Raw genomic sequence first — 23,701 nt, forward strand, 5'->3', positions numbered from 1 at the left:
GCAGACGGGCGGCCGCGTCCGGGGGCCGGCCGTTCAGCAGCCCGGGCGGATCGTCAGCTCGCTCAGGGTGCCGTCCGCGGGGAAGTCCAGCACCCCGACCACCGCTGCGGCGACGGACGCCGCGGTGAGGCAGATCCCCGGGTCGTACGGCAGGCCGAGCGCGTCGTGGAGCCTGGCCTGCATGGGGGTGTCGACCTCGCCCGGGAACACCGTCGTGACCCGGATCCCGCTGCGGTACTCCTCCGCCCGCAGTGACTCGGCGAGCGCCCGCAGGGCGAACTTCGAGGCCGCGTAGCCCCCGAGACCGGGCGGGGCGTGCAGCCCGGCGCCCGAGTTGACGAACACCACCCGCCCCGGGGCCGCCCGCAGGGCGGGCAGCAGCAGACGCGTCAGTTCGGCCGGGGCCACGCAGTTGACCGCCAGCATCCCCAGCCACACCCCCGGGTCCAAGCCGGCGACCGTCCCGGGCTCCAGCGTCCCGGCGACGTGCATCAGCGAGTCCAGTCGTTCCGGCAGTTCCTGCTTGCCGAGCGCCGCCGCCAGTTCCGTCGGTTCCGCGAGGTCCGCCGCCAGCGTGCGGCTCCCCGGGAACCGCGACCGCAACTCCTCCGCCCGTTCCTCGTCCCTGGCCAGCAGCCAGAGGTCCTCGCCCCGCTCCGCGAGCAGCCCGGCCGTCGCCGCGCCGATCCCGGAGCCCGCACCGGTGATGAGATGAACGCCCATGCCGCCCTCCCTACCCCCGGCCACCGCTGCGGAACGGCGAGTTCACGCCGTCCCGGAGCCCGGCGGCACCGGACCCGCACGCGGGCGCGCACGTCCGGCGGCCGCTCGGCGCCGCGCGCCCCTGCTCCACTCCCCCTCGTAGGGCGGCCCGTCGGGGGTCAGCCCTCCACGACCCCGTTCCCGGTCGCCCCTGCGTCCCCGTCCGATGCCGGGGCCGGGCCCGAGCGGGCCAGGGTGACGGGGAGCCCGGCCTCGATGCGGCGCAGCAGCCGGCCGCCGTGGACACCGGGGGCGTCGAAGCACCGCAGGCTCTCGGATTCGTCGTCGACACCGGTGCGCAGGACCTCGGGCACGAGCACCGCGTCGGCGGCGACGGGCGCCGCGGCGAAGGAGGGTGCCAGGTAGGCGGGTGCGAGGACGGGACCGTCCAGGGTGCCCTCGACGAGGTCGGGGGCGAACTCGGCGGACAGCACCGTGACCCCGGCGCGCAGGTCGCCGTGGAGCATCACCAGCTTGTCGGTCATGTTGCCGACGAAGGCCTCGACGTGGACGCTGCCGCGTACCAGGAGCTTGGCGTCGCCCTCCAGGTAGACGGCGGCCGCCCTGAGGTCGCCGAGGACGATCAGTGCGGGGCAGCCGTCGTCGATGTTGAGGACGGCGCCGCTGACGTCGAGGTCGCCGTCCACGATGTAGCCGGTGCCGTCGAGTTCGGCGGCGTCGAGGTCGAAGTGACCGTCGATCGAGAGTGCGCCGGTGTGGACGTCGTACGACTCCTCGTAGAGGTTCTCGTAGGTGGAGACGGGCAGGCCGCGGCGCTCGAAGAGGGCGACGGAGTCGTCCCAACTGTGCAGTGTGGTGGGCACGTTCATGCGCCGCACTGTGTCACGCGCCACTGACAGTCGCGATTCGCCGGCCGGGGCGCCGCCGGTGGCCGGGGCCACCGGGAGCGCCCCGGACGGGACGGCCGTACCGGCCGGGGGCCCGATCGGGCGGGGCCGGATTCAGGCGGTCGCGGCCAGGGTCCCGTCGAAGGTGGCGGCCGCCAGGCCGAAGGACAGGGTCATGCCGATGCCCGAGGTGACGGTGACGGCGCGGACGCCCGGCGCCAGGTCCCGCACCAGCAGGGGGCCGCGGGAGCTGCTGGCGTAGACGCCCTGCCAGCGTTCGACGATCCGCAGCCGCTCCACGCCCAGGACCCGGGCGATCGCGCCGGTCAGCAGCTCGTGGGTGCGCTCGTCGATGAACGGCGGGGTGGTGGCGTCGTAGTGGTGCGAGTCGCCGACCAGCACCGTGCCGTCCGGGAGCCGGGCGAACATCACGTTGGCGCCGATGTCGAGCAGCTCGCGGCTGTGGCCCAGCACCTCCTCCCGCAGCCGGGCGGCGGACGGGCGGGTGGTGAAGGCGTCGTAGCGCAGCATCGACGTGGCGGTCAGCACCGCGGAGTCGGTGCGGAAGCCGGCCGGGGCCTCGGCCCGCGCCATGGTGAGACGGCAGCGCTGGACCTCGTGGTCCTCGGCGACGTCGGGGAACAGGTAGTCCAGGTCGTGGCCGACGCAGATCAGGATCCGGTCGCCGTGGACCGGGCCGCGGGTGGTGTGGACCGTCCCGGGCTCGACGCCGGTGACGGCGGTGCCCCACAGGACCTGCCCGCCGGGCTGGTCGGCCACCCAGCGGGCCAGGCCGGGCGCCGCCTCCCGCGGGTTCACCCGCAGGTCGGCGGGCAGCAGCGCGCCGCCCACCAGGTCGCCGGCGTCGGCGTCCGCGCGGCCGAGCAGCGCCGCCGTCTGCGCGGCGGTGCGCAGCTCGACGGCGTCGCCGCCGCGCTCGGCGCGCAGTTCCTCCAGGACGGCCGCCTCGGTCGCCGACCGGGCCACCACCAGGGTGCCGGCCTCCGCGGCCCAGATGCCGGTGGCCTCGGCGGCGCGCAGCCAGCCGGGCCGGGAGCGCTGGGCGAGGGCGAGGAGTTCGCCGTCCTGGGCGCTGATGCAGCAGTGGCCGAAGTTGCGGACCGAGGCGCCGACGGGCTGCCGGTCGCGATCGACGACCGTGACGGACAGTCCCCGGCCCAGCGCCTCGAAGGCGTGGGCCAGGCCGATGATGCCGGCGCCGACGATCACCACGTCGCTGCGGCCGGGCGTGCCGGTCGTGCGGGTACGGGGGGCGGCGGAGGCGGTTGCGGGTGCGGTGCTGCTGCTCATGGCTCCAGACTCCGGGCTCGGCGACCTCGACGTCAAGAGGTGTCTATACAAGTTACCGTTCGTTCATCCACGCGACGACCAGCGGACGCGGGCACTTGTTCCGGAAAACACGCAGGTGGGCCGCCTTGAGAAGTTCCATCCCCGAGTGTCATAGTCGACTTGTGAAGACAAGTGAGGACCTCCCGCTCCACCAACGACTCGGCGCCGAGTTCCAACGCCGGATCGAGTCCGGCGAGTGGCCCGAGGGCCGTCCGGTGCCCAGCGAGTCGCAGCTCTGCGCCGAGTTCGGCACCTCCCGCGGCCCGGTCCGCCAGGCCCTGGCCATGCTGCGCCACGAGGGCAGCCTGACCGGCGGACGCGGGAAGCCGCCGGTCGCCCGCCGCACGGCGCCCTCCCAGCCGTTCGGCACCTTCCTGTCCTTCACCCAGTGGGCCCGGACCATCGGCCGCGAGCCCGGACAGACGACCATCGAGGTGGCCCGGCGCCGGGCGTCCCCGGAGGCCGCGGCCCGGCTCGGCCTGGTCGAGGGCGCACCCGTCGTCGAACTCGTCCGGCTGCGCCTGCTGGACGACGTCCCCGCCATGCTGGAGCGCTCCACCTTCGTCCACGAGGTCGGCCGCGTCCTCTTCGACTTCGACCCGGACACCGGGTCCGTCTACGAGGAACTGCTGCGCCGCGAGGTCGACCTGCACCGCGCCCGGCACACCATCGACGCCGTCGCCGCCGAGCCGCACGACGCCGAACTCCTCCGGGTCGCCGTCGGCGACCCGCTGCTGCGCGTGCGGCGGCTCACCACGTCCAGCCGGGGCGTGCCGCTGGAGGACGCCGACGACCGCTACCTGCCCGCCATGGCCACCTTCACCATCGAGAACACCATCGAAGGCCGTACCGTCATCGGCCGCTACCGCACCGAAGAGGACTGACACCGTGATCGAGCTCGCCGCCCTGGACATGGCCGGTACCACCATCGACGAGGCAGGCGCCGTCTACCGGGCACTGCGCACCGCCGTCGAGCGCACCGGAGTCGCCGTCGCCGAGGCCGACCTGCAGACCTGGATGGGCACCGACAAGCGCGAGGCCATCGCCGCCCTGGTCCGCACCGGCGGCGGCACCCCGACCCCGGAGCTCGTCGAGGACGGCTACGCGGCCTTCGCCGAGTTCCTCCGCGAGGCCTACCGGACCACTCCCCCGCGGGCCCTGCCCGGCGTCGAGGACGCCCTCGCCGAGCTGCGCCGACGCGGCATCAAGGTCGCGCTGACCACCGGCTTCAGCGACGACGTCGCGTACCCGCTGCTCGAATCGCTCGGCTGGTCCACCGGCGGGGGCGGCAACCTCGACGCGGTCGTCACCTCGGACGAGGTCCCGCGCGGGCGTCCGGCGCCGCACATGATCCACCGGGCGATGGAGAAGACCGGGGTCATCGACACCCGCCGCGTGCTGGTCGCCGGCGACACCGTCGTCGACGTCGAGGCGGGCGCCAACGCCGGGGCCGGCGTGGTCATCGGCGTGCTGACCGGGGAACTCACCCGCGCCGCCTTCGAGGGCCACCCGCACACCCACGTGCTGGACGGCGTCGCCGACATCCCGGCCCTGCCCGAGACCCGGCCGACGGCCTGACCCCACGGCCCCATGGCCCCACGGCCCCGCGGCCGCCCGGCACGACCCGCGGAACACGGCCGTACGAGCCCGGCCGCCGGGAACACGGCCGCCCGGCCCGGCCCGATCGACGCGCGGCCCGGCCCGGCGGACGCCCCGTCAGGACGGGCTGGTGGCCAGCACCGCGGTGGCGGTCACCTTGTTGTCGCACTCGGCGAAGAGGCCGTCGGCCAGGGCCACCTGGTGCGCTCCCGCGCCCGGCAGGCCCACCACGAGGGTGGGGTAGGCGACCGGCGTGGCCCCCGAGACGCAGCTGCCGTCGCCCTCGCCCTGGACCTGGACGAAGGTGAGCTTGAGCCAGGCCTTCCCGCCGGGGGCCAGCCGCACCGGGGCGGCGGCGCCGGTGTGGGTGACGGCGAGCGGGGCGTTGCGGTCCGGGGAGCCGTTGGCCGCCCCGGCCACGGTCGGGAAGCCCTGCAGGGTGCACGGGTGGGCGGAGGTGTCGGTGAACGCGACGACGACCGCTCCCACCCCGGTGCCCGCGGGCCGCTGCGCGGCCTGGTGGGCGTCCGCCTTCAGGTCGCCGATCCCGCAGGCCGGGGCCGTCGCACCGGCGGACGGGGATGCACCGGCCGGAGCGGCTCCCGTGGCCGGGCCGCCGGTGGCCGGGCCGCCCTTGGTGGGCGCCGGTGCGCCCGGCGCAGTCGGGGCGGTTGCCGCCGCCGTCGGTGCCGCGGTCGGCGCGGCGGCCGGCCCGGGCCCGTCGCCCCCGGGCCCGCACGCCGTCACCAGCAGAGCGGCGGTGGCGGCCGAGACGACGGCAACCGCGGCTCTTCGGGTCTTCGTTCCGTGCTGTACGTCCTGCATGAGGTCCCCCGAGGGTTCGAGCGGTGCGGCCCACTGCCGGCACCTGCCCGGTACACACCGCTGCCGCGGGACCGGTTCCCCGGGCGGGCGGCTGTGACAGGACGGTGACGGGACCGGGCCGCGACCGTCGAACGGCGCCGGCCCGGCCGGGGCGTCGCGGCCGGGGCACCCGCCCGCGCCCGCTGTCCACCGGCTCCCCGGGACCGGCCGCCCCCGTCGACGGAACCGCCTCCCTGACACCCCGTCATGATCGTTCCCGACGGGGGGAGTCGGGGCCCGTCGCCGCGCACCGCCCGGGCGCCGACGCGCGCCCGGCGGCTCCCCCGCAGGTCGGCCGGGGGTCAAAGTCCGGTCAAGGGTTTCGCCGGAAGGGGGGTCGGGGCCTATCCTGGGGCAGATTTGAACAGACACCTCGTTCGGTGAGGCGTCTTCACGGACACAGGCCACTGATCCCACCCGTCGAGAGACGCTCCGGATCAGGACAGGTCTCCCCGGCTCAAGGGGTGACCCCAAGTGGCTTCCCGCCGCTCGCGACCGGACTCGACCGGGCCCGCCGGCGACCAGGGACACGCCGTGGAGTGCCAAAGCTCTGACGAGTGGGGGTGCACCGGGCGGAGACGTCGGTCCCCCCTGCCGTGCCGCCGCCGCCTCGATGCGCGGCCGAGACCGGGAGGGAGGCGTGATGGACGGAAGTCCTGGCCATAGTCGGCCCATTCCCGCATCGTCCTCGCCGTCCTTCCGCCGTCCGAGGCGCCCCCGCCTGCCCTGACCGCTCCGGTCCGGCCCGCTCCGCCTGCCCGTCCCGACCACCTCGGGACGCGTCGGCGCGCGCCCGGTCCCGGCCCGCGGCCGGGGTGGCGCGGCGCGCCGTCGGGCGGCCCGTGTGCCCCGGTCCCTCCGGGGTGAGGGGGTCTTCCTCGTGGCTGCCACCACACTGTTCTCGTCCGCCACGGCCCGGCTGCGCGACCGCACGGTCGACGCCGAGCGCCGCACCACGGCCTCCCGGGCCGTCCGGTCCTCGCTGGTCTCCCTCGCCGGCCTGATCGGCGGCCCGGTCGCCAACCAGGCCGGGGAGGAGATGGGCCGGATCGTCGACGTGGTCGCCCGGCTCTACGGGCCGGAGCCCTACCCGCCCGTCACCGGTCTGATCATCCGGATAGGCCGTCGCCGCGCCTTCATCGCCGCCGACGCCGTCGACCGGATCCTGACCGGCCGGGTCCGGCTGCGCACCGCCCGGGTGGACCTGCGCGAGTTCAACCGCCGGCCCGGCGAGGTGCTGCTCGCCCGCGACGTGCTGGACCACCAACTCGTCGACGTGGACGGCGTGCAGGTCACCCGCGCCGCCGACCTCTACCTGGCCCCGCTGGCCGCCCGCACCGTCCTGGTCGGCGTCGACGTCTCCCTGCCGACCCTGCTGCGCCGCCTCGGCCCCCGCCGCTGGCAGGCCCGCCCGACCCCGGACCGCGTCCTGGACTGGCAGTCCGTCGCCCCGTTCGGCGAGCAGGCGACCCACGGACCGGCCGAGGTCCGGCTGCGCGCCTCCCGCTCCGCGCTGCACCGGCTGCGCCCGGCCGACCTGGCCGACATCCTGGAGGACCTCGGCCGCCACGAACGCCAGCAGCTGCTCGGCTGGCTGGAGCCCGAGCACGCCGCGGACGCGCTGGAGGAGATGGAACCCGCCGAGCTGGAGAACCTGCTCCGCGAGGCCCCGCCCGAGCACGCCGCCCGGCTGGTCGACGAGATGGAGCCCGACGAGGCCGCCGACGCCCTGCGCGACCTCGACCCCGGCGAGCGCGAGACCCTGCTCGCCCGGATGCCCGCGCCCGGGGCGGCCGAGCTGCGCGCCCTGCTCACCCACCGCGAGGGCACCGCGGGTGGCGCGATGACCACCCTGCTGGTCACCGCCGGCCCCGCGCACACCGTCGCCCGGGTCCGGGCGGAGCTCGCCGCGCAGGCCGACCACCGCACCGACATCGACGCGGTCGCCGTGCTGGACGAGGACGGCCGGCTGCTCGGCGACCTCCCCCTGTTCGACCTGGCCGTGGCCGAGGACACCACGGTGGTCGCCGACCTGCTCGGCTGGCTGGCCCAGTTCGGCCCGCCGGTGACCGTCCCGCCCGACACCCGCCTCGCCGAGGCCGCCGACCACCTGATCGCGGCCCGCGCGACCTCCCTGCTCGTGGTCGACGACACCGGCCGCCCGCTCGGCCGCGTCCTGGCCGACGACATCCTCGACACGCTGCTGCCCGAGCGCGGGCGCCTGCACTTCCGGAGGCTCCTCAAGTGACCCGCGACCTCGACACCCGCACCCCCGGCACCCGCTCGGACCGCGGTGCGGACACCGCCCACCCGGCGGCCGCGCCGCCCGGCACCGCACCGCCCGGCCGCCGCCGGGGCTGGCGCCGGATCGCCGCCGTCGCGATGGTCGCCGGCCCCGGCCTGGTCGCCGCCAACGCCGGCAACGACGCCGCCGGCATCGCCACCTACGCCAGCGCCGGCTCCCAGTTCACCTACGGCACGCTGTTCTTCATGGTGCTGGTCACCGTCGCCCTGGTCATGGTGCAGGAGATGGCCGTCCGGCTCGGCGCCCACACCGGCAAGGGCCTGGGCGCGCTGATCCGCGAACAGTTCAGCCTGCGCCTGACCGCCCTCGCGGTGTTCTGCCTGCTGCTCGCCAACACCGGTCTGGTGGTCAGCGAGTTCGCCGGGATCGGCGCCGCGTTCGAGCTGCTCGGGGTGCCCAAGTGGGCGGTCATCCCGCCGGCCGCCGTCCTGCTCTGGTCGCTGGTGCTGTTCGGCTCCTACAAGTGGGCCGAGCGGATCTTCCTGATCATGTCGCTGGCGTTCTTCGCCTACCCGGTCGCCATGGTCCTCGGCCACCCCGACTGGGGCCGGGTCGGCGAGCACCTGGTCGTCCCGCACCTGGAGCCCAGCAAGGACTTCATCCTGCTGGCCGTCGCGCTCATCGGCACCACGGTCAGCCCCTACATGCAGTTCTACGCCGCCGCGGGAGTCGTCGACCGCGGCGCCAAGCCCGCCGACTACAAGCTGATCCGCGCCGACGCCGTGCTCGGCGCCGTGTTCGCCTGCGTGATCAGCCTGACCATCATCATCGCCACCGCGGCCGCGATCGGCGGCACCGGCCCGCTGGAGTCCGCCGCGCAGGCCGCCGAGGCGCTCACACCGGTCGCCGGTCACGGCGCCGAGCTGCTGTTCGCCTTCGGCCTGATCGGCGCCTCCGCGCTGGCCGGCGCCGTGGTGCCGCTCTCGGCGAGCTACGCCATCGGCGAGGCCGCCGGCGTCGAGCGTTCCGTCTCCCGCAGCTTCCGCGACGCCCCGCTGTTCCTCGGGGTGTTCACCGCCCAGATCGCGCTCGGCGCCGTCGTCGCGCTGACCCCGGTGGACGTCATCCAGCTGCTGATCGGCACCCAGGTCCTGCAGGGTCTGATCAGCCCGATCGTGCTGATCTACCTGCTCGTGCTGACCAACCGCCGTGCCGTGCTCGGCGATGCCGCCAACAGCCCGCGCTACCGCCTCGCAGCCACCGTCGTGGTCGTCGGCGTCGCGGCCATGTCGACGATCCTGCTCGTCCAGACCGTCCTCGGCTGGTTCGGTCTCGCCTGAACCGGAGCGCGCGGGGCCCCGTCGGCAGCGGCCGGCGGGGCCCTTCGTCATCGGTCCGGCGGGCCTCGTCTCCCCGGCCCGGCCGGGGCGGGCCGCTGACGCTCCCCGCCGCGGATCGCGCGATTTCAGCCGAACCTCGGCCGTGCGGTTCTGGTGAAGCCACACGTCGACCCGTTCACGAGATGCCCACGACTCCCCCCTGCTAGAACCGTCGGGTCGGGCCGCGCCCCCGTCGCCGACCCGCCCGGTACCGCCGTTCCCCGCGTTTCCGTGCCATTCCGGTCACCCCAAGGGAGAGCCATGTCCACCGCACGCACCCGCCCCGCCCGCCTGTTACTCGCCGCGCTCGCCGCCTTCGCCCTGCTGCTCTCGGGCGCGGCCACCGCGACCACCGCGAGCGCCACCACCACCGGGCTGGACGGCAGTTGGGCCTGCACCGTGCCGTCCGGGTACGTCTACGACCAGGTGTCGATGAACCGCAGCTGCAGCGGCGGCGGGAGCTGGAACTCGCCGCAGTTCCACCTGCGGACCCCCGTCGACGGACTGACGGCCTGTCTCAGCGCGCCCGGCTTCGTCTACGACCAGATCACCTGGGGCCTCGCCTGCAGCCAGCAGAGCGGCGTCCAGTCGAACCAGTACCACCTGCGCACGCCGGCCGACGGCATGACCGCCTGCGTCGGCACCCCGGCCTTCACCTACGACTGGATCACCTGGGGCACCGCCTGCAGCCTCCAGCCCGGCGTCCCGTCCAACGCCTTCCACCTCCGCAAGCCGGTCAGCGGTCTCTGGGCCTGTGACGTGCCCAAGGGCTTCACGTACAGCGCGACCACCCAGAACACCGACTGCAGCCTCTACCAGGGCGTCCCGTCCACCAAGTTCCTCCTGCTCGGCTGAGCACTCCCGCAGCGCGGAACGGGAGCGGGAGATCGGCCCTGCCGACCTCCCGCTCCCGCCGTCGCGGCACGGTTCCCGGTGCGGCGCCGGTCAGTTGCCGCCGTGGATCAGGCGCAGCGAGAAGCCGTCGTCGGTGGGGACGGACGGCGTCCGGACCTGCGTCACCCCGGTCGCGGCGTCGTAGTACCACCCCGAGCGGGCCGAGTCGAGCGCGGCCGCCGAGCCGAGCCGGGGCAGCGGGCCGTCGTCCGTGACCACCAGGCGCGGGGCCGGCCGGCCGTGGACGGTGAAGCGGTACCCCCGCTCGGCCGGTTTGCCCGCGTAGGTCCCCTCGCTGGCGCCGACGTCGACGGTGGTGACGGCCCGGTTGGTGTGCACGTCCACCCGCTGGGTGGCCGAGGAGCCGGCGGCGAACTGCCGGGTGACGCCGTCGTCCTCGTACAGGGTGTACGAGGAGTCGCCCTTCGCCTGCGGGTAGAGGTCGTAGTCGAGTTCGGAGCGGTCCCGGTTCTCCCAGGACAGCGTGCCCTTGGGCCACATCGGCACGATCGCGCCGCCGCGGACGAACAGCGGCAGCGTGTCGAGCGGGGCGGAGTAGCCGTCGACCGTGGTCGGCCCCTGGTAGGTGCGGCCGGTCCAGTAGTCGGTCCAGGTGCCCTCGGGCAGGTAGATGCCGTCGCGCACGGCGGTGTCCGAGTAGACCGGTGCGACGAGGAAGTCGGGCCCGGCGAGGAACTCGTAGGTCGCGTTCGGCCCCAGGGCGTTCGGGTCGTGCGGGTACTCCAGGGCGAGCGGGCGGACGGCACCGATGCCGGTGCGGGTGGCCTCCTCGGACAGGGTGTACATGTAGGGCAGCAGCCGTTCCTTGAGCTGCAGGTACTTCCGGTTGATCGAGGTGTACGGCTCGCCGTCCAGCCAGGGCTGCTGGTCGCGCTGCTGCTTGCCCGTCATGTCCCGGGCCCAGCCGTCCATCGTCATGATCGCCGGGAGGAAGGCCTTCCACTGCAGGTCGCGGGTGTACATCTTCGGGTCGCGGCGGTAGATCGAGCCGACGTCGCCGGTGTTGTAGGCGATGCCGGACATGGTGGCGCCGGCGTAGGTCGGGATCTGCCAGCGGACGTAGTCCCAGGACAGGCTCTGGTCGCCGCTCCACAGGACGCCGCAGCGCTGGGCGCCGGCCCAGGAGACCGGCAGCCAGACGAAGCCGCGGGCGTCGCTGCTGTCCTCGATGCCGGCCTTGGCCTGGTCGCAGGCGTTCAGCGCGAAGTCGTAGCCGTTGCCGACCCAGGCCACGTCGAGCTTGCGCACCCGGACGCCGGCCTTCACCTCGGTGGCCTGGTCGGGCAGGCCGTTCTGGGTCCACAGGCCCAGCTGGGCGTGGTCCTTGCGCAGGCCCTCGCCGGTCTGCGCCAGGTTCTCGTAGCCGCAGCCGTAGCCGTCGTTGACCAGCATCCAGCCCAGCGGCATCTGGTTCCGCACGTAGTCGTCGGCGACCTTCAGCGCGTCGGTGGTGTGGCGCTCGCCGCGGTTGGCGTTGTGCAGGTAGCAGTCGGAGTCGCCGGGCTCCAGGCCGTAGACGGGCGGCATGAAGGGCTTGCCGACGAGGGCGGTGTACCGGCCGATCACCGACTTGACGTCACCGGTGAAGTAGTAGGCGTCCAGGCGGCGTTCCTGCTGTCCCGTGTGGACGGGCGAGCCGAAGTCGTAGGTCCCGGGCGCGAAGGTGTTCCGGAAGACGCCGTAGCCGGCGCTGGAGACGTAGAACGGCTGGGAGTTGTTCCAGCCGCCCTCGTTCCAGTCGAAGCTGTTGGCGACGTGGACGGTCCTGTCCCGGTGCGAGAAGGAGCCGTTCTGCTCGCCGCCGCCGAAGAACTGCTCGTCCGCGCCGCGCACCAGGCTCTGCCGCAGTCCGCCGGTGCTCCAGCGCAGCGGGGCGTCCTCCTGCCACAGGGCGGTGCCGTCCGCCTTGTAGAGGCCGAACCGCAGCGGGTGCTTGTAGACCCGCAGGACCAGGTCCTTCGAGCGGATGCCGTAGTAGGTGCCGGCGTCGAAGGTGCTGGTGTCGCGCTGGGGTTCGGGCTGCTTGCGGACGATGGTGCTGCCGGCCGGGTCGGTGAGGACGCCGTCCGGGGCGGCGCGCAGCCGCAGCTGGTCGTCGGCGAGGAAGTCGACCCTGGCCTTCAGCGTGCCGGCGGAGACGTCGTAACTCCCCTGCGAGCCGCCGAAGGAGGTCAGGTCGCCCGCGTCGGAGGTCTGCGGCAGGTAGGCCGTGCCGGTGTAGGAGCCGCCGTGGACGTCGTAGGGGACGACCAGGACGCGGTAGGTGCCCGAGGCCTTCGGGATCACCGTGGCCTCCGGGTCGGCGGTGCCCGCACTGCTCGCGACCTGTTTGCCGGCGGCGTCGTAGACGTAGAGGTCGAAGTCGTCGGTCTGGTTCTGCCAGCGGACGGAGACCGGGACGCCGCCCTCCGGGTTGTCGTTCCAGTAGCCGGCCGGCACGTTGACGGTCAGGTCGAAGTGGTCGCAGACGGCGCCGCCCGGGTCCTGCGCGGCGGGCGGGCAGGAGGCCGGGTCGCCGAGGGTGCCCTTGGCGTACTGCGGGCTCTGCCAGGTGACGCTCTGGTGGCCCTGGTCGAGGACGGCGGAGCCGGGGGTGGCGGCCCGGGCGGGGAGCGCGGGCCCGGCCAACGCGGTGATGCTGCTCAGGGCCACGGCGAGGGCGGCCCGGCGGGGCCTGGGTCGGTGGGGTCGGGGTCGGTGGGGCCTGCTGGGTCGGGGGCGGGGTAAGCGCACGGCGGTGCCTCCGTTCGGGGGGGGTGGTGGTGGCGGACGGGGAGTCGCGGCACAAGGAGGTTCGGCGGGCTGGGGGTCTCGGCGGACGGGCCGGGGCGGACCCGGCTGCGGGCTGTCGGCGCTCCCTCCTCAGGCACCGTGGTCGCGCAGCACGACCGACCGGGTGAGGTGGCGGGGCCGGTCCGGATCGCAGCCCCGCGCGGCGGCGACGGCGACGGCCAGCCGCTGGGCCCGGACCAGGTCGGCCAGCGGGTCGAGGTCCGCCGCCGCGTCGCCGGACCCGGCGACGAGCCGGCCGCCGGCCCGGGCGATGTCCTCGGTGAGCCCGTCGGGCAGCGGGCCGAACGTCCAGGTGACCCGGCCCGGCGCGGCGATGGCGATCGGCCCGTGCCGGTACTCCATGGCCGGGTACGCCTCGGTCCACGCCCCGGCCGCCTCGCGCAGCTTGAGCCCGGCCTCCAGCGCCAGGCCGTGGGTCCAGCCCCGGCCGAGGAAGGTGAACTGCTCGGCGCCGTCCAGTGCGGCGGGCAGCGGTTCCGTGACGGCCCGTTCGGCGTCGCGCACCGCCCGGGCCAGCGGGCGCACTCCCGCCGGGAGGGCGTCCTCGGTCTCCAGCCGGGCGCGGAGCAGGGCCAGGGCGGTGGTCGCGAAGCGGGTCTGCACCACCGAGCACTCGTCGGCGAAGTCGAGCACCGCGACGGTGTCGGCCAGCGCCACGACCGGCGTGGCCGGGTCGGCGGTGAGGGCGCCGGTGGGCACTCCGGCGGCGCGGGCGCGGGCGAGCAGGTCCAGCACCTCGGTGGTGGTGCCGGAGCGGGAGATGGCCAGCACCCGGTCGTAGCGGCGCCCGTGGGGGAACTCGGAGGCGGCGAAGGCGTCCGTCTCGCCGTGGCCTCCGCCCTCACGCAGCGCCGCGTAGGCCTGGGCCATGAACCAGGAGGTGCCGCACCCGGTGACGGCTACCCGCTCGCCCCGGCGGGGCAGGACGTCGGCGTGCCGGGGCAGCGACTCGGCGGCGCGGCGCCAGCACGCGGGCTGCGAGGCGATCTCGGCTGCGGTGTGGGAGGTCATGCGGCGACTCCTTCGGAAGGGCTGGTCGGACGGGTCGACCGGACGGCGGCGGGCGCTACTTGACCGATCCGGCGGTCAGTCCGGACACCACCCGGCGCTCGATGAGGGCGAACAGCACCACGACCGGCACGATGGCGACGACCGAGCCGGCGAAGAGGTAGTTCCACTCCACGGTGTAGTTGCCGATGAAGCTGTTGATCCCGACGGTGAGGGGCTGGCGCTCCGGCGCCGTCGAGAGGGTCAGGCCCATCACGAACTCGTTCCAGGCCGCGATGAAGGTGAAGACCAGCGCGGTGACCACGCCGGGCATGGCCAGCGGCAGCACCACCCGGCGCAGCGCGCCGAGCCGGCCGAGGCCGTCGATCATGGCGGCCTCCTCCAGCTCGACCGGGATCGAGCCGATGTAGGCGGTGAGGATCCAGACGGCGAAGGCCAGGTTGAAGGCGGCGTTGCAGAGGATCAGCGTCCAGACCGAGTTGAGCATGTCCAGCCGGTAGAACTCGCGGTACAGGCCCACCAGCAGCGAGGTCGGCTGGAACATCTGGGTGACCAGCACCAGGAGCAGGAAGAGCCGGCGCCCCCGGTAGCGCACCCGCGCGGTGTGGTAGGCGGCGGGCAGCGCGACCAGCAGCACCAGCAGGGTGGAGCCGCCCGCGACCAGCAGGGTGACCCGCAGGTTGGCGCCGAGGGTGGAGTCGCGCCAGACGTCGACGAAGTTGGACCAGGCGAAGTGCCGCGGCAGGTAGGTCGGGTCGCGCAGTTCGTCGGCCGGGCGCAGCGCCGTGACGGCCATCTCCAGGTACGGGAGCAGGAAGACGGCGGCGAGCAGCCAGGCCGCTGCGGCGACCAGCAGGGTGCGCGGGCGAATGCCCCTCGGTGTCCGACGGTCCGTCAACTCTCCTCCCCACGAGCCCGGCCGGTGACCTTGAGGAAGGCCAGGACCATGACCACGACCAGGGCGAAGTTGACCACCGACATGGCCGCGGACTCGCCGATGTCGGAGCTCTTCAACTGGTACACGAACACGGTGGTGGTGGCCGTGTCGCTGCTCGGGCCGCCCTGGGTCATGCCCCAGATGACGGGGAAGGAGTTGAAGACGTTGATCAGGTTGATCACCAGGCCGACCAGGAAGGCCGGGCGCAGCAGCGGGAGGGTGAGCCTCCGGTAGGTCTGCCACCGGGAGGCGCCGTCCACCCGAGCCGCCTCGTACAGCTCCCCGGGGATGGTCTGCAGACCGGCGAGCAGGGTGTAGGTGGTGAACGGCAGCGAGACGAAGACGGCGACGGCCACCATCCACGGCCAGGCGGTCGCCGGATCGCCGAGCCAGTCGCGGGGCCCGTCGACGAGGCCGAGGTCCGTCATCGCGGTGTTGAGCACGCCGGCGGTCCGGTCGAGCATCCACCGGAACCCGATCGCGGTCATCAGGACGGACGCCGCCCATGGCGCGATCAGGGCCCAGCGGGCGAACCTGCGGCCGGGGAAGCGCTGGTCGAACAGCTGGGCCAGGCCGAGCGAGAGCACCATCGTCAGGGCGACCACGGCGACGGTCCAGAGCACGGTGGACAGCAGCACGCGGCCGAGGTCGGCCTCGCCGAGGAGCTTGCGGTACTTGTCCAGCCCGGCCGGGCCGCGGACGAAGCCGCTGGTGCTGACGCGCAGGAACGAGGTGCGGACCATCTCGTACACGGGCCACAGGACGACGAGGGCGATCAGCAGGAGGGCCGGGGCGATCCAGGGCAGCGGTCCGGGGCCGCGGCGGCGGCGCGCACGGGCGGGTGCGCGCCGGCGGGGCCCCACCGCCTGCGGGGCGGGGGCACGGACGGTCATGGCAGGTGCCTTTCGCGGGGCACGTGGGGGACGGCCTCCCGTGGGGGCGGCCGCTGGTGCGCGGCTACGTGTGCGCAGGTACTTGTTCGCAGGTACGTGTTCGCGGCTACTTGTTCGCGACGGCGTCCCGGGCCTTCTTCTCCAGGTCGCCGAGCACCTTGGCCGGGTCTCCGGCGACGGCGCTGCCGACGGACTTCTTCAGCTCGGCCGAGACGGCCTCCCAACTGGTGTCGCCCAGCGGGTAGAAGGTGGCCCCGGGCAGCAGGGCGAAGAAGGGTTCCAGGTCCGGGTGCTTCCCGTCGGCGGTCATCTCCCGCAGGGCGTCCTGGGTGACCGGCATCAGGTTGTAGGTCTCGTAGAACCGGAGCGTGTTGTCCTTGGTGTAGACGAAGTCGAGGAAGCTGCGGACCTGGTCGCGGTGGCCGTTCTTCTTGAACGCCATCATCCAGTCGGCCACGCCGAGGGTGGACGCGAGCGGGCCCGTCTTGCCGGGGACGGGCGCGACGCCGTAGTCGACCTTGCCGTCCCGGGCCATCGTGATCAGCGAGGGGTGCCCGTTGAGCATGGCCGCCTTGCCCGCGGCGAAGTCGGCGAACGCGGTCTTGCGGTCGGTGGTGGCGGGGTTGGCGTAGGTCAGGCCCGGGTCGACGAGGCTGCTCCTGAGCCAGCGGAAGGTGTCGACGTTGGCCTGGCTGTCGAGGGTGTAGGTGCCGTCCTTGCCGGTGGGGCCGCCGCCGTTCCCGAGTTCCCAGAGCATGCTCTCGCCCTGGGCCTCCTCGGGACCCAGCGGCAGCGCGTACGGGGTGACCCCGGGCACCTTGGCCTTGATGAGCGCGGCGTCCTCGCGCAGCTCGTCCCAGGTGGTGGGCGGCCGGGTGATGCCGGCCTGCTGGAGGACCGCCTTGTTGTAGAAGAAGGCGCGGGCCGAGGAGACGAACGGGATGCCGTACTGCACGCCGTTGACGCTGCCCGCCCGGGCGAGGCTGTCGATGAGGTTGGCGCGGGTGTCGACGGACAGCACGTCCTCGGCCTTGTAGAGCAGGTCGTCGGCGACCTTGTCGGCGTAGCCGCCGGTCTGCAGGACGTCCGGGACGTTGCCGCTCTGGATCATCGTCTTGACCTGCTTGTCGATGTCGTTCCAGTTGACCACCTGGACGTCGACGGTGATGTCGGGGTGGGCCGCCGTGAAGGCGGCGGCGAGGCCCTTCCAGTAGGCCTTGGAGCTGTTGGACTCCTTGTCGCCGTAGTCGGCGGCGACCAGTTTGAGCGTCACCTTGCGCCCGGGGCCGGACCCGGCGTCCTCGCTCCCGGCGCCACCGCCGCTGCCGCAGGCCGTGAGGGCGAGTGCGGCGAGGGCGCACGTCGTGGCGAGGGACAGCACAGATTTGTTCACCGCAGTTACCGCCTTCGTGCGAGCTCGATCGGCTGATCCAAGTTGCTTGAAGAGAGCTGGTTCTGAGCAGTTCCGAAAGAGCTTCCTGCTTCAGGCAGTTCATGTCAACGGCCGGGACACCGAAAAGCCCGGCCGGGGCGGGCCCGGCCGGGCGTCAGGGGTGCGTACGGGTCGGCACAGGGTTCAGGCCACGATCCGGCGGCGTTCGGGGCCGTCGGCGGCGTTCGACGGCGTTCGACGGCGTTCGACGGCGTTCGACGGCGTGGGGTGGTGTCCGGCAGGGGTTCGGCGGCGGCTTCAGGCCCGCAGGACCCGCACGCCGCACGCGGCGATCTCCTGCTCCCGGGCCGCGCCGGCCTCGTCGTCGGTGACCAGCTCGTGGACGTCCGAGAGCGGGCAGATCCTCGCGAAGGTGACCCGGCCGATCTTGGTGCTGTCCGCCAGGACGACGGACCGCGCGCCGGCGCGCAGGAACGCCCGGTCCGTCTGGGCCTCCATCTCGTCGTGCGTGGTGCAGCCCTCCTGGGCCGTCAGGCCGTCCACCCCGATGAAGGCGACGTCCAGGTGGTACTGGGCGAGCATCCGGTCGGCGGCCGGTCCCACCAGTTCGTAGCTCGTGGTCCGGGCGATGCCGCCGACCACCACCAGCCGGACGTCCGGCCGGACGATGAGGTCGGCCGCGATGTTGACGGCGTTGGTGACGATGGTGATCCCGCCGCGCTCGGCCAGCACCCGGGCCAGCTCGCTCGTCGTGGTGCCGCCGGTCAGGCCCACCACCGCGCCGTCCGGCACCAACCGGTCGGCGGCCAGGGCGATCCGCCGCTTCTCCGCCTGCCGCTTCCCGTGCTTGTGCCGCAGCGGCAGTTCCAGGTTGACGGCCCCGGTCACGGCTCCGCCACGGGTGCGGTGCAGAAGCCCCTGGTCGTGCAGTTCCTGCAGGTCCCGCCGGACGGTGGCCGGGGACACCCGGAGCAGCCCGGCCAGCTCGTGCACGTCGGCGCTGCCCGCCTCGGCGATGTGCGCGAGGATCCGGGCGGTACGGTCAGCTTTGAGCATGGCGGAAGTCTAGTGCCGCCCCCGCCCCGGGCGGTTCCGCGCAGGACCGCTCACAGCACGCCGGGGCTTCCGCAGTGGACGGGCACCGCGGAAGCCCGGGCGGACCTGCTGTCGGGGGTCCTCGGAACTCCGTCTTCGGAACTCCGCCTTCAGAGCTCCGTCCTCAGGGTTCTGTCCTCAGAGCTCCGTCTTCATCCGGCCGACGCACAGCGCCCAGATGACGGTCGCGTCGATCGCGATCAGGACGATGGCCCAGAACGGGTAGTAGGGCAGCCAGAGGAAGTTGGCGATCATTCCCAGCCCGGCGACGACGATGCCGACGGCTCTCGCCCAGACGGCTCCGCTGAAGATCGCGATGCCCGCCACCACGACGATGACGCCGAGGACGAGGTGGATCCATCCCCACCCTTCGGTGTTCATCGAGTACACGTAGGAGCGCGTGACGACGACCAGGTCGTCCTTGGCGATCGCGGAGGTCCCCTGGAAGATCGCCATGAGGCCGGCGGTGATCAGCATGACCCCGGCGAAGATGGTCCACCCGCTCGCGAAGGGGTGCGGATCGCGGGCTCGGGCGTTCTGGCCGGACCCGGTAACACTGCTGGTCATGGCATGGACTCCTTCGATGGCACCGCCTCGCGGACGGCGGGGGTCGGAAGGGACGAACAGTCGGGCGGGAGTGTTCCCGGAAGGTGCCACCCGTCCGGCTCCCCACCGGCGCGGGCGGGCGGCGGGAGGCCGGGGGTGACACGGCGCGGAGCACACGAACCGGAACCGTGACGGACGGTGAGGCCCGCGGCCGTGAGGTCCGGTTCACGCGGCCGGGCCGCGAGGCTCCGGACCGCGGCACCGGCCATCGGCGGCGCGGCGGCGGTGCCGGGCCCGTCCTGCGGCGGCACCGGCCCGGCACCCGGGTACGGCCCGGAACCGGTGCGGAACACGTCGTCGTCTCGCATGGCGACCGCCCGTCAAGCTCGGTTGGCGGAAAGAGCCCGGAACAGAAGCCCTACGTTCACGGTAGGACCGGACCCGCGTCCTGTCGTGGGCGGGACGCTCCTCGGTCACGGACCGTGACGCCCACGCCGGGCGGCCGGCCGGCCGCAGGACCCCCGGCGGGGGACGCACGGCGGAGGACCCCCGGCGGAGGACCCACGGCCGAGAAGGCCCGGGAACGCGACCGCTCACCGCTCAGCCTCGGCCCCGGCCCCGGCAGGCACCGGCCGGTCGGTGTCGCCGTGCCAGGTGGGCCAGCCGAGCAGTCGGGGGCGTTCCCCGACCCAGGCGCGGGTGTCCTCGCCGATCTCCGCGGTGATCAGCTCCTCCAGCCGGGCACTGTACCGGGCGACGAGGTCGCGGTGAGCCGGGTCGGCGGCGAGGTTGCGCAGCTCGTCGGGGTCGTCCGCACGGTCGTAGAGCACCACGTCGTTGTGCGCGAACAGCGAGTCGACGTCGGCGGGGCGGTTCGGGTCGAGCGGGGAGAAGTAACGGCCGAAGGTGTACCGGTGGTCGAGGTAGCCGCGCAGGAAGCCGCGCTTCTCCCAGTCCGGGCGCAGCTCCCCCGACTGGGCGCGTTCGGGGGCACGGGGGTCGGCGAACTCGAACCAGAACGAGGAGTCCAGCGTGGTGATGGACTCGACGGCGGTGAGCACGCCCTCGCGGACGGCCGTGCCGTCCATGGCCGGCGCCAGGGAGTGGCCGTGCAGGGCGGGGAAGCGGGTGGCGGTCGCCGTGCGGTCCAGTCCGGCGAACTCCAGCAGGGTGGGCGCGAGGTCGACGGCGGAGGCGAGCGCCTCGGTGCGGCCGCCGCCGGCCGAGTCGGGATGGCAGAGCACGAACGGGACGTGGACGTTCTCGTCGTAGACCAGGTTGCCCTTCTGGCGCAGGCCGTGGCTCCCCGCCATCTCGCCGTGGTCCGAGGTGAAGACGACCACGGTCCGGTCGGCCTGGCCGGAGGCCTCCAGCGCGTCGAGCACGAACTCGATGCTGCGGTCGACGTCCCGGATGGCGTTGAGGTAGAAGTTCAGGCCGTCGTACCAGTGCCGTTCGTCGGCCACCGGACCGAACACCGTGTCGATCATGCGCGCGAACTCCACCACCGCCGGTGCCGCGCCGGACAGGTCGTCGCGCAGGCTGGCGGGCAGGTCGAAGTCCCAGCGGCGGCGGTAGACCGGGATGTCGGCGGCGGCCCGTGCCACCACGGCGTGCGCGAGGCCGAAGGGCAGCCGGACCCGGGGCGATCCGCCGTAGTCGAAGCTCATGATGTCGTGCGGGTTCACGAAGTTGACGGCCATGAACCAGGGCTGGTCGGCCGCCACGACCGGGGCCCGGTTGCGCAGCCACTTCACGGCCTGGCCGGCGATCACGGGGTCGATCCTGAGCCCGGCCCATGCTCCGCCGTCGATGTCCCCCCAGTCGTTGAACTCGCTGAACCCGTACGGCTCCAGGGCGTCCGTGGTGGGCCCGGGGTTCTGCGGCGTGACGTAGGCGTTCGACAGGTGCCACTTGCCCTGGTAGGTGCAGAAGTAGCCGGCCTGGCGCAGCATCGTGCCGAGCGTGCCCAACCGCGGGTCCAGCGGGCGGATGTAGGGCATGTTGTCGTTGTCGTAGATCTCGGTCAGTGGCAGGTGCTGCCCGGTGTAGATGACGGACCGCGCGGAGCTGCACATGGCCGAGGCGGTGTAGTAGCGCTCGAAGGTGGTGCCCCGCTCGGCGAGCCGCTCCCGGGCGGGCAGGGTGTAGCCCGGCGGGCGGGGGATCGCCGCCCGTTCCTCGTCGGTGACGATCAGCAGGATGTTCGGGCGATGGGTCATGGCCACCTGTTCTGGGTGTGCGGAACGGTCGGGAGGTCCGGGTCGGGCGCTCGGTGCCGGTCGTCCGTCACTCGTCGGTACGACTGCCGGAGTCGCCCTCCCCGGAAACCCCGCCCTGACCAGTGGGGCCGCCCTGACCGGTGGAGGGGCCCTGACCCGTGGAGGGGCCCTGACCCGTGGAGGGGCCCTGACCAGCGGCGTCGCCCGCCCCGGAAACCCCGCCCTGCCCGGCGGGGCCGCCCTGCCCGGCCGAGGGGCCGGCACCTCCACCGGGGCCGGCGCCTCCACCGGTACCGGCTCCGCCATCGGTGCCGGCCGCTCCGCCCGCGCCGGTGGCGGGGCTGGTGGCGACGACCCGGCCGGACGCGGCGAGCAGTGCCAGGACGGCGAGCACCGCGAGCAGCACCAGGACCAGCAGCAGCACGGTCAGCACGGTCGGGTGGTTCCAGAGGGCGAACACCAGGGCCACGATCAGCAGTGCGCCGAGGATGAGCCAGCGGCGGTGGGCGTCGGTCCAGGTGCCGACCCGTCCGGTGGTCACGCCGTGCGAGCCGCTCCAGCCCGCCACGGAGTCCGCGACGTGGTCGGCCCGGCCGCGCACGCCGCGCGGCAGCCGTCCCGCGCCGGAGAGGTAGGCGCCGAGCGCGATCACCACACCCAGCACGATCGCGGTGCGCAGGCTGATCCGCAGGAAGTGCAGCAGCGTGTCGAAGACCGCGGCCGCCGCGGCCGGGGACTGCACGGCGGGCGGCAGATGGTCGAGGTAGTAGTGGCGGGCGATCACCAGGGCGATCGCCACCAGCAGGCAGGCGAAGGCCGCGCCGAGCGTCGTGGCCACCAGGGCGCGGCGCCGGCGCCGCGCCAGCACGACGCCGATCGCGCCGATCAGCACGGTGATGATCGGCAGCCAGTTGCCGATCACGTCAAGGGCGTGCGCGGCACGGCGGATCTTGGCCAGCTTGTCGGACTGGAACAGCACGAGCTGCTTGTTGACGTCGGGGATCTTCTCGGCCGGGGTCAGGCCGGCGGACACCAGGTCGTTCTTCAGCGTGTCGACGGCCGTCCCGACGTTGAGGGTGACGGTGCCGCCGTTGACCTCGACCGCGCCCCGGCCCTCGCCGGTGAGGGCGTGGACCACGGCCGTGTGCGCGGCGCGGTTGGCCTGCGTCCACGCGGTGGCGAAGGCGTTGCTCTGCACGACCTTGGTCGCGGCCTTGGTGACCACCTGGTCCACCGCGTCGTCGATCTTGGGCCCGAGTGCCTTCACCGCCGAGGCGGCCTTGGGCGGCAGGCCCTGTGACTGCAGCCAGGAGGACACGTCGGAGGCGACGGCCGGCCCGTCCACCTTCACGTCCACCGCCTTCGTGATCCGGGCGACCGCGGCGTCCTGGATCGCGGGGTTGGTGGCCAGCGGGGCGACGGTGGAGACGTAGCGGTTGGTGTCCAGCACGATGTCGTGCACCCAGACGGTGAGCAGCGAGATCGGCACCAGGATGCAGGTCAGCGTGATCAGCACGGCGGAGACGGTGCTCATGACGATCCCGCCCGCCCGGGAGCGGTGCCGGGGCTCCGGGGGCGTGCCCCCGTTCACCGGCGCGCCCGTGGGGGGCTCGGACGAAGGGGTTTCCAGTGGCCCGTTCAACGATTCTCCCGGCGGTCGGCACGCGGCCGTACTGCCGCTGTTCCTCATTCACGCCGCAAGGTCCGCCGCCCGGCACGCCGGATTGGGCCGCCCGGACGAGCGGCGGGGAGCGGCGCTCCGGCGGCACGCGCCCGCTCCGCGCCCACTCCGTGCCCGATCCGCGCCGGCTCCGTGCCCGCTGCCGCCGCCCGGCATTCGGCGTCCGGCACCGGACCGTGCCCTCACCCCGGGCAGGTGATCCCCGGGCGGGCGGCGGGACCTAGCGTCGAAGCAGCGCCCGGGCCGGTCGGCCGGGCGACGGACTCCACGTGGAAGGAGCACCGCCATGGCCGAGGACGACCTCGTCGAGACCGGGCCCGTCGACTACCTGGTGGTCGAGTTCCCCGGCAACCGCATGACCGGGGAGGGGCTTCCCCTGCTGATCGACCTGGTGGACCGGGGCGTGATCCGCATCCTGGACTTCGCGTTCGTGCGCAAGGACGCCGACGGCACCGTCGTCGGGATGGAAATCGCCGACTTCGACGGTGACGGCCTGCTGGACCTGGCCGTCTTCGAGGGGGTCGGCTCGGGCCTGATCGGCGCCGACGACCTGGGCGAGGCCGCCGCGGTCCTCGAACCCGGGAACTCGGCCGGGGTGCTGATCTACGAGAACACCTGGGCCGCGCCGTTCGCCACGGCCCTGCGCCGGGGCGGTGCCCGGGTCGTCGCCAGTGGCCGGGTGCCGGTGGCGGACCTGCTGCACTCCCTGGACGAACTGGACGACACCGCCGGGGCCGATGCGTCGGAGGGCTCCGCCTCCGGGGCGTCCGCCGCCGGGTGACCTCACCGAGAGGAGAAACCAGTCATGCCTGGACTACTGCGCGGAGTGGCGCGCACCGCCGTCATCGCCGGCACGGCGACCTCCGTGTCCAACCGGGTGTCCCGCCGTCAGGCGGGCCGCTGGGCCCAGCAGGACGCGGCGGCCGAACCCGCGCCGCCGCCCCCGCCGCCCGCACCGGCTCCCGCCGCTCCCGCACCCGCGAGCATGGACGACAAGATCTCGCAGTTGCAGCAGCTGGCGCAGCTGAGGGACCAGGGGGTGCTCACGAACGAGGAGTTCGCGGCGCAGAAGCAGCGGCTCCTCGCCGGCTGACCACCCCGGGCGTCGCCGGCTGAACAGCCGTCGACGCGACGGTGCCCCGTCCCGGTCCGGCCCGGGACGGGGCACCGT

20 protein-coding genes and 1 riboswitch are annotated in these 23,701 nt (G+C 73.8%); of the genes, 7 read left to right on the forward strand and 13 right to left on the reverse strand.

Annotated elements, in window-relative coordinates; all coding sequences use genetic code 11:
* Nucleotides 1-33: 33 nt before the first annotated feature.
* From ACFV04_RS36010 to ACFV04_RS36020, 3 genes are all read right to left on the reverse strand, one after another.
* Nucleotides 34-723 (reverse strand): SDR family oxidoreductase, encoded by a 690-nt coding sequence (locus ACFV04_RS36010; protein ID WP_380535154.1) that lies wholly within the window; start codon nucleotides 721-723, stop codon nucleotides 34-36.
* A 158-nt stretch (nucleotides 724-881) separates the two neighbouring features.
* The gene (locus ACFV04_RS36015; RefSeq protein ID WP_380535156.1) at nucleotides 882-1,592 is read right to left on the reverse strand and encodes a hypothetical protein; all 711 of its coding nucleotides are present in this window, start codon (nucleotides 1,590-1,592) and stop codon (nucleotides 882-884) included.
* 132 nt (nucleotides 1,593-1,724) lie between these two features.
* Nucleotides 1,725-2,921, reverse strand: a complete 1,197-nt coding sequence (locus tag ACFV04_RS36020; RefSeq protein ID WP_380535157.1) for a TIGR03364 family FAD-dependent oxidoreductase — start codon at nucleotides 2,919-2,921, stop codon at nucleotides 1,725-1,727.
* A 161-nt stretch (nucleotides 2,922-3,082) separates the two neighbouring features.
* On the opposite strand from ACFV04_RS36020, the gene ACFV04_RS36025 reads away from it, so the two are divergent.
* Both ACFV04_RS36025 and ACFV04_RS36030 read left to right on the forward strand, forming a co-directional pair.
* A complete protein-coding gene (locus tag ACFV04_RS36025; protein ID WP_380335539.1) occupies nucleotides 3,083-3,844 on the forward strand; it encodes a GntR family transcriptional regulator in 762 nt (253 codons plus the stop codon).
* A 4-nt stretch (nucleotides 3,845-3,848) separates the two neighbouring features.
* Nucleotides 3,849-4,538, forward strand: a complete 690-nt coding sequence (locus ACFV04_RS36030) for a phosphonatase-like hydrolase (RefSeq protein WP_380535159.1) — start codon at nucleotides 3,849-3,851, stop codon at nucleotides 4,536-4,538.
* 138 nt (nucleotides 4,539-4,676) lie between these two features.
* Here the strand turns inward: ACFV04_RS36030 and ACFV04_RS36035 are convergent, their stop codons facing one another.
* Entirely contained in the window at nucleotides 4,677-5,384 is a 708-nt protein-coding gene (locus ACFV04_RS36035) for a DUF4232 domain-containing protein (protein WP_380535161.1), read from the reverse strand.
* Between the two features lie 404 nt (nucleotides 5,385-5,788).
* Nucleotides 5,789-5,993: riboswitch (M-box (ykoK) riboswitch) on the forward strand.
* A gap of 310 nt (nucleotides 5,994-6,303) precedes the next feature.
* On the opposite strand from ACFV04_RS36035, the gene ACFV04_RS36040 reads away from it, so the two are divergent.
* The 3 genes from ACFV04_RS36040 (at nucleotide 6,304) to ACFV04_RS36050 (ending at nucleotide 9,902) form a co-directional block, all read left to right on the forward strand.
* On the forward strand, nucleotides 6,304-7,671 hold the full coding sequence (locus tag ACFV04_RS36040) for a magnesium transporter MgtE N-terminal domain-containing protein (protein ID WP_380335546.1): 1,368 nt from the start codon (nucleotides 6,304-6,306) through the stop codon (nucleotides 7,669-7,671).
* Nucleotides 7,668-9,008: an NRAMP family divalent metal transporter gene (locus ACFV04_RS36045; protein ID WP_380535162.1), complete on the forward strand. Its 1,341-nt coding sequence runs from the start codon at nucleotides 7,668-7,670 to the stop codon at nucleotides 9,006-9,008. Before ACFV04_RS36040 ends, ACFV04_RS36045 begins: the two co-directional genes overlap by 4 nt.
* 300 nt (nucleotides 9,009-9,308) lie before the next feature.
* The gene (locus ACFV04_RS36050) at nucleotides 9,309-9,902 is read left to right on the forward strand and encodes a hypothetical protein (RefSeq protein ID WP_380335552.1); all 594 of its coding nucleotides are present in this window, start codon (nucleotides 9,309-9,311) and stop codon (nucleotides 9,900-9,902) included.
* A 90-nt stretch (nucleotides 9,903-9,992) separates the two neighbouring features.
* Here ACFV04_RS36050 and ACFV04_RS36055 read toward each other — a convergent pair whose 3' ends face one another.
* From ACFV04_RS36055 to ACFV04_RS36095, 9 genes are all read right to left on the reverse strand, one after another.
* Entirely contained in the window at nucleotides 9,993-12,614 is a 2,622-nt protein-coding gene (locus tag ACFV04_RS36055; RefSeq protein WP_380335555.1) for a TIM-barrel domain-containing protein, read from the reverse strand.
* Between the two features lie 210 nt (nucleotides 12,615-12,824).
* Nucleotides 12,825-13,766 (reverse strand): SIS domain-containing protein, encoded by a 942-nt coding sequence (locus ACFV04_RS36060; protein ID WP_380535163.1) that lies wholly within the window; start codon nucleotides 13,764-13,766, stop codon nucleotides 12,825-12,827.
* A 55-nt stretch (nucleotides 13,767-13,821) separates the two neighbouring features.
* The gene (locus tag ACFV04_RS36065; protein WP_380535164.1) at nucleotides 13,822-14,661 is read right to left on the reverse strand and encodes a carbohydrate ABC transporter permease; all 840 of its coding nucleotides are present in this window, start codon (nucleotides 14,659-14,661) and stop codon (nucleotides 13,822-13,824) included.
* Nucleotides 14,658-15,593, reverse strand: coding sequence for a carbohydrate ABC transporter permease (locus tag ACFV04_RS36070; protein WP_380535165.1), 936 nt, complete (start codon nucleotides 15,591-15,593; stop codon nucleotides 14,658-14,660). The genes ACFV04_RS36065 and ACFV04_RS36070 overlap by 4 nt, the downstream gene beginning before the upstream one ends.
* Nucleotides 15,594-15,699: 106 nt before the next feature.
* A complete protein-coding gene (locus ACFV04_RS36075) occupies nucleotides 15,700-16,986 on the reverse strand; it encodes an extracellular solute-binding protein (protein WP_380535166.1) in 1,287 nt (428 codons plus the stop codon).
* A 297-nt stretch (nucleotides 16,987-17,283) separates the two neighbouring features.
* Entirely contained in the window at nucleotides 17,284-18,042 is a 759-nt protein-coding gene (locus tag ACFV04_RS36080; protein WP_380335568.1) for a DeoR/GlpR family DNA-binding transcription regulator, read from the reverse strand.
* A 177-nt stretch (nucleotides 18,043-18,219) separates the two neighbouring features.
* Entirely contained in the window at nucleotides 18,220-18,648 is a 429-nt protein-coding gene (locus tag ACFV04_RS36085) for a hypothetical protein (RefSeq protein WP_360265726.1), read from the reverse strand.
* A 572-nt stretch (nucleotides 18,649-19,220) separates the two neighbouring features.
* Nucleotides 19,221-20,849: a sulfatase-like hydrolase/transferase gene (locus ACFV04_RS36090; RefSeq protein ID WP_380535167.1), complete on the reverse strand. Its 1,629-nt coding sequence runs from the start codon at nucleotides 20,847-20,849 to the stop codon at nucleotides 19,221-19,223.
* Between the two features lie 67 nt (nucleotides 20,850-20,916).
* The gene (locus ACFV04_RS36095; protein WP_380535169.1) at nucleotides 20,917-22,383 is read right to left on the reverse strand and encodes a hypothetical protein; all 1,467 of its coding nucleotides are present in this window, start codon (nucleotides 22,381-22,383) and stop codon (nucleotides 20,917-20,919) included.
* Nucleotides 22,384-22,816: 433 nt separating this feature from the next.
* On the opposite strand from ACFV04_RS36095, the gene ACFV04_RS36100 reads away from it, so the two are divergent.
* The gene (locus ACFV04_RS36100) at nucleotides 22,817-23,311 is read left to right on the forward strand and encodes a DUF6325 family protein (protein ID WP_380335576.1); all 495 of its coding nucleotides are present in this window, start codon (nucleotides 22,817-22,819) and stop codon (nucleotides 23,309-23,311) included.
* 24 nt (nucleotides 23,312-23,335) lie between these two features.
* A complete protein-coding gene (locus ACFV04_RS36105) occupies nucleotides 23,336-23,623 on the forward strand; it encodes an SHOCT domain-containing protein (protein ID WP_380335579.1) in 288 nt (95 codons plus the stop codon).
* Nucleotides 23,624-23,701: the final 78 nt, after the last annotated feature.

It is taken from the genome of Kitasatospora sp. NPDC059599, from assembly GCF_042735125.1.
Taxonomy (GTDB): domain Bacteria; phylum Actinomycetota; class Actinomycetes; order Streptomycetales; family Streptomycetaceae; genus Kitasatospora.

What these genes read in the sequence shown, in the direction of transcription:
- ACFV04_RS36035 (WP_380535161.1), bottom strand. Translation starts at nt 5,384, where the DNA reads ATGCAGGACGTACAGCACGGAACGAAGACCCGAAGAGCCGCGGTTGCC.
- ACFV04_RS36100 (WP_380335576.1), top strand. Translation starts at nt 22,817, where the DNA reads ATGGCCGAGGACGACCTCGTCGAGACCGGGCCCGTCGACTACCTGGTG.
- ACFV04_RS36015 (WP_380535156.1), bottom strand. Translation starts at nt 1,592, where the DNA reads ATGAACGTGCCCACCACACTGCACAGTTGGGACGACTCCGTCGCCCTC.
- ACFV04_RS36090 (WP_380535167.1), bottom strand. Translation starts at nt 20,849, where the DNA reads ATGACCCATCGCCCGAACATCCTGCTGATCGTCACCGACGAGGAACGG.
- ACFV04_RS36070 (WP_380535165.1), bottom strand. Translation starts at nt 15,593, where the DNA reads ATGACCGTCCGTGCCCCCGCCCCGCAGGCGGTGGGGCCCCGCCGGCGC.
- ACFV04_RS36080 (WP_380335568.1), bottom strand. Translation starts at nt 18,042, where the DNA reads ATGCTCAAAGCTGACCGTACCGCCCGGATCCTCGCGCACATCGCCGAG.
- ACFV04_RS36020 (WP_380535157.1), bottom strand. Translation starts at nt 2,921, where the DNA reads ATGAGCAGCAGCACCGCACCCGCAACCGCCTCCGCCGCCCCCCGTACC.
- ACFV04_RS36060 (WP_380535163.1), bottom strand. Translation starts at nt 13,766, where the DNA reads ATGACCTCCCACACCGCAGCCGAGATCGCCTCGCAGCCCGCGTGCTGG.
- ACFV04_RS36050 (WP_380335552.1), top strand. Translation starts at nt 9,309, where the DNA reads ATGTCCACCGCACGCACCCGCCCCGCCCGCCTGTTACTCGCCGCGCTC.
- ACFV04_RS36085 (WP_360265726.1), bottom strand. Translation starts at nt 18,648, where the DNA reads ATGACCAGCAGTGTTACCGGGTCCGGCCAGAACGCCCGAGCCCGCGAT.
- ACFV04_RS36010 (WP_380535154.1), bottom strand. Translation starts at nt 723, where the DNA reads ATGGGCGTTCATCTCATCACCGGTGCGGGCTCCGGGATCGGCGCGGCG.
- ACFV04_RS36105 (WP_380335579.1), top strand. Translation starts at nt 23,336, where the DNA reads ATGCCTGGACTACTGCGCGGAGTGGCGCGCACCGCCGTCATCGCCGGC.
- ACFV04_RS36095 (WP_380535169.1), bottom strand. Translation starts at nt 22,383, where the DNA reads ATGAGCACCGTCTCCGCCGTGCTGATCACGCTGACCTGCATCCTGGTG.